The following is a 13,515-nucleotide window of genomic DNA, read 5'->3' on the forward strand; positions in this document are numbered from 1 at the left end:
AGAGCTCCGCCGGCTCACTCGCCGGTCGGCAGGATGAACGGCGCGCGCTTGTTCTGGACCGTGTACTTGATGAACGCCGCCCGCTTCTCGGCAGCGGCGATCTTGCAGAGGCCGCGCAGCGATCGTCCGATCCACACGGCCGGGCAGCCCGTGAGGATCACGCCGCCGTGCGCCGTCTTGTGCCCCTTGCACGCGACGGGCTCGCCGCCGATGAGGACCTCGTCGTCGCCCTCGACGATCTCGTCGATCGAGCCGTCCTCGCAGAGCACCTTGTCGCCCTTGCGCGCGACGGGCTCGAAGCAGACGAGGACCTCGTCGTACCCCTCGTCGATCGTGCCCTTCGCGTGGGCGGGGCATTTCGTGATGTCCGTCTTGCGCGCGACGATCAGCATCGGGCCCGCTCCTCGTCGTTATTGACCGATCCCCGTCCGGCTCACGTCGTCGAGCGTGGGCAAGGGAGGCGGGGCCACCTCCGCGCGCGCGGGCTCGAGCGGCGCTTCGGGCTTCGCCTCGGAGGCCGAGATCGGCGCGCCGCCGCTGTTGATCTTCACCCGCGAGCCCTTGATCACGATGCCGTCGGGCTGCACGCGGATGAAGCCGCCCGGGCCCTTGATGCAGAAGTCCTCCTCGACCTCGAGGACGAGCCTCTTCGCCTTGATGGAGAGCGTCTCCTTCACCTCCACCACGTGCTCACCGGCGATCGTCTCGTGCCGATCGCCGCCCACCGCCACGGAGTGCGAGCCGCCGATGCGCACGACCGCGCTCCCCCCGACGTCGAGGTGCTCGGCGCCGACGTGCTCGCGCCGCTCCGCCTCCACGACGACGTCGACGCCGCCCTCGATCGTCCAGCGCGCGTTGCCGTGGATGAGCTCGTCGTCGTTGCTCTCGACGATCGTCGTGCGGCGCTGGCCGATGTGCGTGGTCCGGTTCGCCTCGGTGATCTCCGTGCGATTGTTCCTCGTGACCTCGGTACGATCGCGCAGGGTCACCTCGGTCTCGTCGCGCTTGACGAGCTTCGACCGATCGTTGCCGACCGTGAGCACCTCGTCGTGTTTCGTGAGCCTGCGCCGGTCGCGCTCGGCCTGCTCGTAGACGAGCTCCCGCCCCTTCAGATCCTCGAACAAGATCTCGTTGTAGCCGCCCGTCTGGCCCGTGGAGTTGCTCTTCCACGCGCTGCGCGTCCGGTGCTCGGGCAGGCGGTACGGCACCTTTTGCAGGTTGGTGAAGACACGACCGACGATGATCGGTCGATCCGGGTCTCCGCCGAGAAACTCGACGAGCACCTCCTGCCCGACCCGCGGCAGGTTGATCCCGCCGTAACCGGCGCCGCCCCAGAGCTGGCTGACGGGCACCCAGCAGGAGCTCTCGTTGTTCATGCGCCCCTCGCGATCCCAGGGGAACTGCACGCGAACCCGGCCGAGCTCGTCGACGTGGATCTCCTCGCCTGGCGGGCCGACCACCGTGGCCGTCTCCATGCCGTTCACGCGTGGCTTTCGTGTCACGAGCGGCGGCCGATAGGGGATCTCGGTCGCGCGCGCCTCGACCTCGTGGCTCCACTCCCCGGTGGCCGTCCCGTGGATCCGGCTCCCCACGACGAGCAAGCGGCGCTCCTCGGCCATCATCGGGTGCGGGTGCCCCTCGACCGAGAGGACGAGCCCGGGCGCGAGATCGAGGGCGTTCGTGGAGAACGTGCAGGACTTCGCGTTGCCCCGCTTGGCGTCGAGCCGCTTCTGCGCGAGCGCCTCGCCCAGGGCCTCGTCCGATCGCGTCTTGCCCCGGTCATCCGCGGCGGGCGTGGACTCGCCCTTGTCGGTCCCGAAGAGGAACGCGCCCGGGGTGTAGTGAAATCGCTCGAGCCGCTCCTCGACGCCGCGTCCCCGCGACGCGCTCGCGCCGAGGGGATAGTCGGGCGCGAGGCGATAATCGCGATCACGCATCGTGTACCGGCCCGGCCGGACGCGCTGGCCGATGCGGACGTTCGTGACGAACTCCAGCGGCGCGGCGCCGGGCAGGGGACGCTCGACGTGCACGAGGGGCGCGCTGCGCGGGGCCGCGTCGTGGGGATTGGCGGAGAGGACGAGGCGCGTCTCGTCGCCCGCGGCCACGAAGAACGACGCGACGCCTGCGTCCTCGAGCATGCGGCACACGAACGCATGATCATTCTCGGCGTACTGGAGCCGATACTTGCGCTTCTTGTAGATGGCCCGGTCGAGCCGCAGATCGACCTCGACGCCCCACTCGCGGAGCAACACGAGCGCAATGTCCGGCTCGGTCATCTGCTGGAAGATCCGGTAATTGCGCCGCTGCGTCGCGAGCCAGAGCCGGGGGACGATCCGGAGCTCGTAGGTGCTGAGGCCGACCTCGTCGGTCCCCGTCTGCATGATGTGCGCGACGACGCCGGAGAAGACGCGCTCGCCCGCGCCGAAGCGGATCCGGAAGCGCGCGGGCTGCCCGACGATCGAATCGAAATCGAGCGCGGGGTTCGGCGAGTGGACCATCAGATCCACGGTGAAGAGCGCGGACATGCGGTCCTCGACGACGAAGGTCCGGACGTCCAGGGGGATCTGGGAAGCGAGCTCGACGGAGAGGTTCTCGAGCGACATGGGAGGACCTGATAGGAGCACGAGCCCCCGGGGTACGTAAAGCAGCGCGGCCCGCGCTCCCTCACGACCGACCCTCGTCGGTCCTCGCACCCCCGTCCACCGCTCGCCGACCGCCGCCGACCGATACCCTCACCGCCTCGCAGCGCTCGAGCAGCGACGAGCGTCGATTCCTGCACCGATACCGAGGGCTCCTTCATCGACGAGCATCGGTCCCTCGATCTCCCCGGATCCGTCGCACCACCGGCGGCCGTCGATCCACGACCGCCGCGCGGCGATCCACGACCGCCTCATGGCGATGACCGATCGCCGCCCATCGGTCCCTCGACCGGCGCCCATCGGTCCCTCGACCGGCGCCCATCGGTCCCGCACCGGCGGCCATCGGTCCCTCCACCGACCCCGATCGGTTCCTGGACCGGTAGCAGGATTTCGCCCTTGCACGAAAATTCGTCGGGCACACGTTGCACCTCTCGCGCACATCGCTTTGTGGCGCGAATGGAATCCCATCATTCCCCCCGATGTCGGGGAGGAGGAGCCTCATCATGTCGAACACGCTCGAGCCGCTCGCCCTCGATACGCTCGTTTTTGATTGCACTCCGCTCGAGAGCTTCCTCGTCGACCTCGCCCGCGGTGCGCGCCGCGGCATGCTCATCGAGCGCGAGAATTTCGCCGAAGTGATCGCCGAGATCATGACGAATCAGGCTGACTTCGGCGGCAAGGCCGGCATCACGCAGGAGGACTTCGACGCGTTCCAGGAGTCCGGCGCCCGCATCGCGCTCGTCGACGCATTCTTGCCTGCCGTGCGGAAGCTCTGCGAACGGCTCGAGGAGACCCGGGCGCAGGAGGAGGACAAGCGGCAGCGCCAGGCGCTCTCTTTTGCGGTCTCGGTCGAGCGCCGCGCGAAGAACCCGGGCAACAAGCACCTCCTCGCGAAATACGAGAGGACGCGCGCCTATCGCTCCGCCACGGGCTTCAAGGCCGCCAAGACCCGCGCCAGGAACCTCAAGGCTGCCACGATACCAACGCCTGCGGAGGGATGACGCTCTCGCCGCGTGGAGAGCGTCAGCAAAACGGACGGATACGTCCGGCTACTTGTTGAAACTCGGTGGTCGGTCGCCTCATCGTTTCACGCGGTCCGTTTGATGGGCGCAAGGGTTCGCGTGGGGGCGAGTGGATTCGGGTTTGGGGGACCGGGAACCGCGGGGCAGGGGGCAAGGGGCCCTCGACCGGACGTGTCAGACCTCCACCGTCGACATGGCGGAGCCCTGTCACTGATCCTCGCTCCAAGTCGGGGACACATGAAAGCCGGCCCCTCGAAGGATCGCATGATTCTCCTGGAGCAACGCAGCTCGGAGCGGCGCCGTCTGGGTATCGATGCTCTCCCGGGTGTTCTCCAGGCGCGGCTCCATGAAGTTTTTGATGGCTTGCCCGCCTGTTGCCCGGAGAACGGCGAGTGAGGCATTGTAGTCCACCTCCAGGTCATCAAGACCGCGAACCAACAAGGCGACCCTGCCCACTCTCGCAGCGTCCATCCGGACGGTCGGAACGACTCGAGTGCCGTTCGGAAGCGACTGCCCAGCCCCTCCGCATACCGCCCAGATCACGTGGCGTTGACCAGGCGGAACATCGATCCGGGAGAGCGAGTAGTACGCCTGATGCTCGCTGAGCTTGCCATTCTGCTGATCCTCGTATCCCACGAGGGTCGTGCCGTAATCGATCCGAAGCGGCGCGTTCCTCGGCGCGTGCACGCAGAACGCACCATGAAATAGAATCCTGGTCAGCCAGTAGGGAGTTCGCGTCGTCCCGCCGTTGCAATCCGGGACGATGTCCCCGTCCATCACGACCTGGCTTGGCTTGGATTCTGCCGCTGCCGCTCGGGACGCCTTGGAGTTCGCCGAGGTAAGAGGCGACGTGTCCGGCTCGGCCGCGGGCGCGGGGATCGCCCTCAGCATCCCGAGGACCACGGCGAGGAAGAGGCCTCCTCGAAGTGTCCGGCCCATCGTTTCGTTCTTCATGACTCTACTCCAGCATCGCGCTACAATCACGCGACGCGGCTTCAGGCTGGTCGTACGGCAAGCTCGCCGGGAGATGGCTGCACGACGCCCCTCCGTCGAGGAACCTCTTCGCGACCCCGAGGCATTCATAATAACAAAGCGACTGGAACTTGCCGCACACCACCACGGCACAGCGATGCAACTCGTTCTCCGGGTGCTCGTACCACTTCGGCGGCGTCTCCCTCGACACCGCGCTGCTTGCGGTAGATACCTGGGCGTAGCCCGTGAGCGGTGCGGTCGGCTGGGGAGCCTTGATCCAGCTGGGGCGCGTGTCTTTTGCGATCTTCTCCAGGTCGACCAGGTCCACCCGCTTCTTGCGCGCGATCATCTCCGCTATGTCACGCCGAAGCGGCGAGCTCCGCCTCTCGTACAGGACCCCCGCCGCGGTGGAGAGCTCCTGGGGCAGCACGATCTTGGTCTTCGGCCAGATCGTCCCGGTGCCGAAGGGCTTGGGCCGCTCACCGCGTTTGCTGGCATCACGCACATATTTATCGTGCGCTTCTCGCAGGACGGTCTCATTCTTCTTGAAGATCAGCTTGAAAGCCGCTGGATCTCCGTAATATCTCGTTGCCACAAGGTAGAGCGTGTCGGCGTTCTCGATCTCGTAGACGAGTTCGTTCGCCTCGCCTGCGCTCGCCGCAGTGCAGATGCCGGCGACCAGCGTGACCATCATCGAGGCGCGCTGAAAGATTTTCATTCGAATCATTGGTCTCCGAGACCTCCCATTCTGCTCACTTGGCAACCGATACGACTTCGCCTGATGCCGCGTTCACCCAGTACACGCGGGTCGCGTCGACCGCGATGCCCATTGGGCGCTGCTGCGCGGATGCGAGCAGCACGGGTTCGTGCTTCCCATCGAGGCGTGCCTTCTTGACCATTCCGCCGTCGTTCGTCCAGTACACCCACGCCTCGTCGACGGCAATGCAGCGTGGCCCTGGCTCGTTCTCCACGAGTACCTCGATCGGGCCGTCACGTCGCGCGATCGATATGGCGCCAGAAAAAGGCGTTTCATGCGACCAGACCACGACCTCCTCGCGAGGGTCGACGGCCACGGCAAACGGCCCCTGCTGGTTTTCGGCGACGAGCCGGGGTTCGCCTCGTTCTTTCAAGGACCAGCCCCAGATGCTGCCGCCCTTTTTCGTTCGCACGAAATAGACGCCGAGGCGCCCGGTGGCAAAGCCGAAAGGGTTCGGGACGGCGCCGTCATACTCGAGAAGCGGCTTCTTCCCGAGCTCTTTCCGGGCACCGAAAAGCGTTCCCTTCCCGGTGGTCGCGTTCTGGAAGAGGAAGAAGGCACCGCCTTCCGAGGACGCGAGCCCCGTGATCTGCTGCTCGGGATGGAGCCATTGCACCAGAGATTTTCGCGCACCCGTGACGGAGTCTATCGTGAGCAAGCTCTTGGATGACGTGTCCGTCCAGTACCAGCGGCCGGTATCGAACGCGATGCGTGTCGGTGCGCCGCCCACGGACATCGGCGCTGGGACGCCTCCGCCCTTGCGCATGCGCCAGACCTTGCCCTGCCTGGGGACGGTCCATGCCACGATGCCATCCACGTCGTCGTCCACGGCGACACTGAGCGCGCCAGGCTCGTACGTCCCGAGGACGATCGGCTTGCAGCGTCCGCCTTCCAAGGCCTCCGGCTTCGCCTGCGCGTCGATCTCGCACCCATCGGCGGGATCGCCATTGCAATCGTGACGCCCGGGTTCACAGGTGGCCTTGCAGATTCCCTCCTGGCACGTCGCGTCATCGCCCACGACTACCTTGCACCCGCGTCCGCAGATGCCGCAATGAACGGCGCTGGAAACAACGTCCGTCTCGCAGCCATTGGCGGGGTTTCCATCACAATCCATGAAACCTGGCTGGCACGTGGATGCACATTGGCCAGCAACGCACGCGACGCCACCGTGCTCGTTCGTGCATGCGTTGCCGCATTTTCCGCAGCTCGCGGGAGCCCCGAGATCCGCCTCGCACCCGTTTGACGGTTCCCCGTCGCAATCGGCGAAGCCTGCCGCGCACAGGGGGGCACAGGAACCACCAACGCAGCTCGTCGAACCGTGATCATTGATACACCGTACTCCACAAGCGCCGCAGCTCTCGGCGTGCGTGAGATCCGCCTCGCACCCGTTGAGCAATGACCCATCGCAGTTGCCATTTCGTGGATCGCACATCGGCGCGATGACGTCCGGGCGCGCGCTGGCGGTGATGAAAATTGCCGCGATGACGAGGGACGCCGTCGCTCCGCCAGCCCAAATACGCCGCTTGAAGACGGGCCGCGCCAATGGTGGCGGCGAAACACGAGCCACATCCGGGAGAGCGTCGAAAGCTGCGCCGAACTCGGTGGCCGACTGAAACCGCATGTTCGGGTCTCTCTGGAACGCGATACGAAAAAATGCGTTCACCTCGCCCGGAAGGTGGGATATGGGCGGCGGTCCATCGGAGGAGAGGAGAACGAGCCGTGCGACGTCGACGTGCGCCGCTCCTGTGAACGGCAACTTCCCCGAGAGGAGGCGGTAGAGCACAGCCGCGAGGGACCAGAGATCACTCCTGAAATCGACGCGGTTGGAATGTTTCCATTGCTCCGGGCTCATGTAGCTGACCGTGCCCATCGCCATGTTCTCTTGGGTCAGCTCATTGTGCTCGCTGACGATGATCTCGGTGCCGGGATCCACCATCGGCTCGACGAGCTTCATCAACCCGAAATCGACGATCTTGACCTTGCCCTCGATGCAGTAGATGTTCCCCGGCTTCAGATCACGGTGAATGACGCCCGCCGTGTGGGTCGCCTGCAGTCCTTTGCAGAGCTGTCTGCAAATCGACTTCACCGTCGGCATCGGCATGGGCCCCTCGCGCTCGAGCCGTTTCGCGAGGCTCTCACCCGTCAGGAGCTCCATCACCAAGAAGGGAAGCGGCTCGTCGCCATAGTCGAAGCACCGGAGGACATACTCGCTGTCGATCAGACAGAGCGCCTGCGCTTCCCGGCGGAATCTCTCGAGGTCGTCCGCCGCCTTCGTCCTCGGAATCTTGAGCGCCACCTTCAGATCAAGCTTCGTGTTGATCGCCTTCCAGACCTCCCCGAAGGCCCCCTCGCCCAGTTTGGATTTCAGCTCGAACCGACCGGCGAAAGTCTTGCCAGGACGAAGGTCGACCGGCTGGACGCCACGGAGTTCGTCCGTCGGGAGCCTCATGGTGGGCACGCTGGTGTCATCGCCGGTGTCCGTGTTCATGCTCGCGTCACGAGCTTGCAAGCAATGTGAAGCGCTGGCCAAACTTTCGAGTCGTTTACGACCTGTTCCTGAAGGACGCGCAGATACGCAATTTTGCGTATGGACTTGCGGTGGACATCGTGCTCGCAGACGCATGCCATCCCTATCACGCGCGGCAGGAGCGATAATGAGTGAGAGGCGCCACGGCTCCTCACCCGTGCAGGCTCGTTCCTGAATCCGATGAATTGCGTATACCCGCGGACCGCGGGCGCCAGGGGCCCTCGCCGACGCGCGAGACGAGCGCTTGTCTCCTGCAGACGCGTGGGCGATCTCGAGCCGGCCGACCTGTTCTCGGCCCGACCCCCGCGACGGACCGCCTCCGCTTGGATACACCCCGACCGGCCGAAAGACCTCCGGTTGCGCTCAACCGGATGCACCCACCCCCGGAAAAACCGGGAAAGCGTGCCCAGCCCGTGGGCATGGCTGGTGCACTGTTCGCGGGGCCATCCCTGCCGCTCGATCTTCATTGGGGTCGGCGGCTCGAGACCCTGCGAGAAGGAGCTCTACCATGCACTCTCCGCGTTGGTTCGAGGTTAAATGTCAATCGCCCTGGCGGGCCGCGAGGAAACAGGCGCGTCGCATCATCCTGCTCCCGGACGGAAACCATCGCAAAGGCGGATCGGGTCGCAATTACGCCGTCGGGGCGGCCAATGTCGTCGCATGCGCCGAGCACGTCGCGCTTCGCGGCGACGTGAGAACGCTGCTCGTCTGCATCGCTTCACGCCATAATGTCGACAAGAGGCCGGAGGCGTTCTTCGACGTCGTCGCCAGGCAATTCGAGTGGTTACGCTCGGAGATCCGGGAGCGCCGAGCGCTCGTTCGGCGGGGTATTCGTTGCAGCGTGCACGGAAACCTCGCACGAATGCGCGCGTCGGGCGGCTCCCAGGCCAGACTCGTCGCCTGCGTCGAGGCCGCTTGCGAGGCCACCACGTCTCTCCCGGAGCCGCGGATGGACCTTCAATTCTGGATCGACTACCCGGACGAGCTCGCCTGGGAGCGGGACGTCGATCTCGTCCTCCGGACCGGCGCCGAGGAGCCGGACGTCGTGCGTCCCGGCTTCTGCCTCCCTCCTTTCGTGCCGTGCGTCGCGACGACGACCTTGTGGCCCGATGCTCGTCCCGAGGAGATCGGAGATCTCATCGATCGAGGTCTGCGGGACGCGCCGTCCCATTTCGCACCCGGATATGATCTGGAGCTCGTGCTCGAGCTCGTTCAGGCGCTGCCCCGTTCTCGTATCCCTGCGCCACTGCGGCTCACCATTCCTGTCTGCGCCTCGGCAGAGGAAATCGACGCGAGACGGGCATCCCACCACGCCGATCCGACGAAAAAGCCCGCCTTGCTGGTGAACTGCCTGGATTCGCGCGGGATGCGTGGTCAAGAGCACGTGTTCGTCGACGACGCCTGGTACGCAATTCGAATCGTCCCCGCGGCCCGCTGGTCTGATTGCACTGCCGAGGACTACGACGCGGTCATCGCCCCGGGCCAGGGTGCACAAAACGTCCTCCTGGCCGCGCCTGCCACGGCAGCGGCGCCGGTCCATCCATGCGCTCCCACGGTGGATGGCATTCTTCATGCGCTGCGACGCGCGGTTCGTTTCTCTGTCGCGCACGTCCTCTTGCAGGGCGCGGACAGAAGTCGAGGGCCATCGACCTCGGTCGAGCCGCCCTGGCCCGCCGAGCTCCTGGACCTCATCGAGGTGACGGCAGCGACGCCCGAGCGCACGATCGAGCAGATCGTGCGAGAGCGCTTGCCCGAGGTCGCCGACGCGGACGCCGAGCGCGACCTTCTCGTCCAGGCCATGTCGGCGCGGGTGCTCGGCGAGGCCCTATCGGAGGGGCTGCTGCTTCCCGATCGATCCTTGCAGCAGGCAGATCGCAATTATGCGTACACGGGTGCTTACATGATGCTCCGCGTGCCGGACGAGTCGAACCCGACGGGGGATGGCTGGGAGCGTTCTGCCGAGCTCGCCATTCGTTGCATGCTCGCGATCTCGACGGGCGACAATGGTGTCTTCGACCGGGTCCTGCCAGGCGAGACGCTGGACGCATGGCGCGCGCGGCTGCAATCTGCGGCGCATCACCTGGAGGCGATCGCCCGCGGAGAGAGACCTGCCTCTCGCCCCGTCGGGCGGGGCATGCAGATCGTCGACGCCATCGGCAAGCAATGGGAGAGCCTCTTCTCGCGCCACGCGAACGCCAGCGGTGCGCTCTCGGACGCCTGCCGTGACGCGCTCGTACGTCATTATCGGTCCAACGCGCTCGAACGCGCGCCGGACGTCGTCGACAATCCACTCGTGCGCCGGCTCGGGCTCGGCGGACCTCCACGGCGGGAGGCGATCGGACACATCGAAGCGAACTATGCATCCAGGGCGCCTGGCCCCATCGGCGAACGAATCCGGCTCCTCGCGCACGAGGACGCGAACGACCCAGAGCGCTTCGCCGAGCTACGGCGCGAGCTTCGATTGCTGCTGCACGTCGTGGATACGGCGCCGACCATCGCCGTGGAAGTATTGTTTCTCTTCTGCGGGCTCACGACGCCTGCAGAGCACGTCTACGAGAAGCGTCTGCGAGCCTTGATCGAGGTCGGGCAGCTCGCCGACCATACCTTCAGGTTGGCGAACGACCTCGCCAGCCTGAGCACGAACGGGGGCGATCGAGATGCCGGCAAGGAGAGTTGCCTGTCGATTCTGATCCCCAAGGGCGTTTCTGCCTCGAAGTGCGGTGCGGCCCGGAAACGTGCACATGCGCTCGGGGAGATGTACCTCGCGTGGCTCGAGGAGCATCTGGGACACGCAATGGCGAGACTCGCGCATCAATGGCCCTCGATGGCGGAAAAGCTCACGAGGGCCGTGCTCGTTGGTCGAGGCGTGTACCAGTACGCGCACTACGCGACCCTGTCATCGGAGAAGATGCTCGCGCTCATCGGCGAGGTGAGCCGGGCACGACCCCGACTCGATCCTCCAGCCAGTCCGCTCTCTGCGTGGGGCGCGTCCGGGTCACCCGTGGATACCTTGCTTCCCCTCACGGGAACCGGGTAGATTGGCGTGACAAGGAGCTCGCATCACTCGTGGGTTTCGACGGTCGTCAGCAAAAGGCTTTGCGTCGTGCTGCGCGGATGTTGTCCAGGGTCGCCGCGGGGGACGATCCCACGGTGATCCTCGACGCCCTCGCGCCGTGCGTCCCTGCCGTGGCGGGTCTGCTCTCCGTGGTGCGCAGGGACGCACCGCAGCTCCTCATCAGTCACGCGATGCGTTTGCCCACAGAGCTCCTCGAAGGGTGGATGAGCACGCGCTCCGAGCACCTCGAGCCCGCGCTCCGCCTCGTCCTCGAAGCGAGCCCCGGCGGCTTCTGGCGCGACGCGGATGCGATAGCAGGGCCTCTGCGTGAGGGCCTGGAAGTGCTCCAGGCCCTCGACGGTTTCGGGCTGGGGGAGGGAGCTGGCTACAAGGTGCATCAACGCTTGGTTCCCGGCCGCGGCACAGAGCACGTCATGCTGGCGCTGCTCACGGAGAGAGGCACGCGGTTCCCGAGCACCGCGCCTGCGCTCATGGAAGCATTGACCGCCGACGTGCGAGACGCTGTCCACCGAGTCAGCCTGCCCCTGGTGGCGTCGCGGTCGATCTTGTCGCAGATCGTGGAGGAGCAGGGGCTCGGGTACATCTGCGTCTCCCGACAGAGCGGCGCGGTCCTGGAAGTGAACCAGAGGGCGCTCGACCTGATCGCCCGATACCACGCCGGCGGGCCCCCGGGGAACCGCCGCGCTCTGCTCGATTTCGCGGCCTCCGCGCAGCGGTTGACGGCCGGGGGCAGCGCCTGGTCGCTGAGACACCCCGACGGTGTCGCCGCGCTCGAGGTGCACGTGCACGTGCTCGCCAAGGAAACGCATGCGCTTCACGAGGATGTACACCTCCTGTCGATGCGGGAATGGTCCTTGCCGCGCGACCTGCACCCGCGCCACGCCGAGAGCTCCTCGATTCTGGAAGTGCTCCCCTCGCGCAAGCGTGAGATTGCGCTCTTGCTGGCTCGCTCCAGTTTTTCTTACAAGGAGCTCGCCCACCAGCTACACATCAGCCCGAATACGTTCCGTACGCACGTCGAGCACATCTACCGCTTGCTCGGCGTGCAGTCCCGCGCGGGGCTCACGAAGCTCCTGAACGACGGGTAGCCTGACCAGGAGGATCGATGAATCGAGATGACGACGACTCGACGAACACGATGGTGCCGTCGCCGAACGGTTTGACCCTACGAACCAACAAGATTCGCGTCGAGGTGATACAGGGGCCCCAGGCAGGGGAGACCCTCGAGCTCCCGGGCCCTGGGGTCCGGATAGGCAGCGGCGCCGACTGTGATTTCAAGGTCAAGGACCCAACCGTGAGCCGGCACCACCTGACCTTGCGGATCGAGCGCAACAAGATCAGGATCCTGGACGCCGGCAGCCTCAACGGGACCACCGTCGACGGCGTACAGGTGCGGGATGGTTATGCACGCCCAGATTCCCGTATCACGATTGGCAAGACCGAATTTCGCCTTTTGATGGTGAACACGTTCATCGAGCTGCCTCTCTTCCCTGGTGAACGCTTCGGGCACATGCTCGGAAGGAGCACCGCGATGCGGGCCGTGTTTGCCGTGCTCGAGCGCGCGGCGGCCACCGACGCCACGGTGCTGATCGAGGGAGAAACGGGGACGGGGAAGGAGGTGGCCGCGCGGGCGATTCATGAGGCGAGCCCGCGGTCCAAGGGGCCTTTCATCGTACTCGACTGCTCGACCATCTCCCCGGAGCTCGCAGAGAGCGAGCTCTTCGGGCACGTCAAGGGCTCGTTCACCGGTGCAACGATGGATAGGCCTGGAATCTTCGAGGAGGCCGACGGAGGGACGGTCTTCCTGGACGAGATCGGGGAGCTCCCGCATGGCCTTCAACCAAAGCTCTTGCGAGCGCTCGAGAGCATGGAGGTGCGTCGCGTGGGAACGAATCGACCCAAGCGGTTCGACGTGCGCGTCGTCGCCGCGACGAACCGGCCGCTGTCCCGCGCCGTCGACCTCGGTGTGTTCCGCGAGGATCTGTATTATCGGCTCGCCGTGGTTCCGGTACGTCTTCCGCCGCTCTCGGAGCGCTCCGAGGACATCTCCATGCTCGTGCGCCATTTCGAGAAGGAGCTGTCGACACGCATGCGGTCCACACGTCCACTCTCGCAAGAGGTCATCGACAGTTTTTCGGGTTTGACGTGGAACGGAAACGTGCGAGAGCTTCGCAACGCGGTGGCGCGCGCCCTCGCGTTCGGGGCCGGGGAAGGGGCGAAGAACAACGAAGGGGGGGAGCCAGATTTACAATCTCTCGGCATTCGACTGGACGAACCCCTGCTTCACGGCCGCGACCGCGTGGCCCAGGCATACGAAAAGCATTACCTGAGGCTGATGCTCCAGAAGACGGATGGCAACGTATCTCGCGCAGCGGAGCTCGCCGGCGTCGGACGGAAGTTCGTACAGATGGCGATGAAGCGTTACGGGCTTCGCGGCGACCTCGAACCGTGATGTCGTGGGGCTGGCGCCGCCCTCGACGAGCCGGCAAGCGTGGCGTTCCCAAGCCGCGCCGGTCGTGGGC

The 13,515-nt window shown here is 65.9% G+C and carries 9 protein-coding genes; 4 read left to right on the forward strand and 5 right to left on the reverse strand.

Features of this window, described 5'->3' with window-relative positions:
- Positions 1-14: 14 nt before the first annotated feature.
- A complete protein-coding gene (locus GF068_RS31265; protein ID WP_153823173.1) occupies positions 15-392 on the reverse strand; it encodes a PAAR domain-containing protein in 378 nt (125 codons plus the stop codon).
- Between the two features lie 18 nt (positions 393-410).
- Positions 411-2,603: a type VI secretion system Vgr family protein gene (locus GF068_RS31270; RefSeq protein ID WP_206079587.1), complete on the reverse strand. Its 2,193-nt coding sequence runs from the start codon at positions 2,601-2,603 to the stop codon at positions 411-413.
- Between the two features lie 539 nt (positions 2,604-3,142).
- On the opposite strand from GF068_RS31270, the gene GF068_RS31275 reads away from it, so the two are divergent.
- Complete coding sequence (locus tag GF068_RS31275) at positions 3,143-3,640, forward strand: hypothetical protein (protein ID WP_153823174.1); 498 nt, start codon at positions 3,143-3,145, stop codon at positions 3,638-3,640.
- 228 nt (positions 3,641-3,868) lie between these two features.
- Here the strand turns inward: GF068_RS31275 and GF068_RS31280 are convergent, their stop codons facing one another.
- The 3 genes from GF068_RS31280 to GF068_RS31290 are packed head-to-tail and all read right to left on the reverse strand — an operon-like array spanning position 3,869 to position 7,878.
- Positions 3,869-4,615, reverse strand: coding sequence for a hypothetical protein (locus GF068_RS31280; RefSeq protein ID WP_153823175.1), 747 nt, complete (start codon positions 4,613-4,615; stop codon positions 3,869-3,871).
- A gap of 4 nt (positions 4,616-4,619) precedes the next feature.
- Positions 4,620-5,351 (reverse strand): LysM peptidoglycan-binding domain-containing protein, encoded by a 732-nt coding sequence (locus GF068_RS31285; RefSeq protein WP_153823176.1) that lies wholly within the window; start codon positions 5,349-5,351, stop codon positions 4,620-4,622.
- Positions 5,352-5,385: 34 nt separating this feature from the next.
- Entirely contained in the window at positions 5,386-7,878 is a 2,493-nt protein-coding gene (locus tag GF068_RS31290; protein ID WP_170319777.1) for a serine/threonine-protein kinase, read from the reverse strand.
- Positions 7,879-8,425: 547 nt separating this feature from the next.
- Between GF068_RS31290 and GF068_RS31295 the strand changes: the two genes are divergently transcribed.
- The 3 genes from GF068_RS31295 to GF068_RS31305 all read left to right on the forward strand — a co-directional run bounded on the left by GF068_RS31295 (position 8,426) and on the right by GF068_RS31305 (position 13,445).
- A complete protein-coding gene (locus GF068_RS31295) occupies positions 8,426-10,954 on the forward strand; it encodes a hypothetical protein (RefSeq protein ID WP_153823178.1) in 2,529 nt (842 codons plus the stop codon).
- A 77-nt stretch (positions 10,955-11,031) separates the two neighbouring features.
- Positions 11,032-12,081, forward strand: coding sequence for a helix-turn-helix transcriptional regulator (locus GF068_RS31300; RefSeq protein WP_153823179.1), 1,050 nt, complete (start codon positions 11,032-11,034; stop codon positions 12,079-12,081).
- Between the two features lie 17 nt (positions 12,082-12,098).
- Positions 12,099-13,445, forward strand: a complete 1,347-nt coding sequence (locus GF068_RS31305; protein WP_153823180.1) for a sigma 54-interacting transcriptional regulator — start codon at positions 12,099-12,101, stop codon at positions 13,443-13,445.
- The last annotated feature ends 70 nt before the right edge of the window (positions 13,446-13,515 follow it).

This window comes from Polyangium spumosum (genome assembly GCF_009649845.1).
GTDB classification, from domain to species: domain Bacteria; phylum Myxococcota_A; class Polyangia; order Polyangiales; family Polyangiaceae; genus Polyangium; species Polyangium spumosum.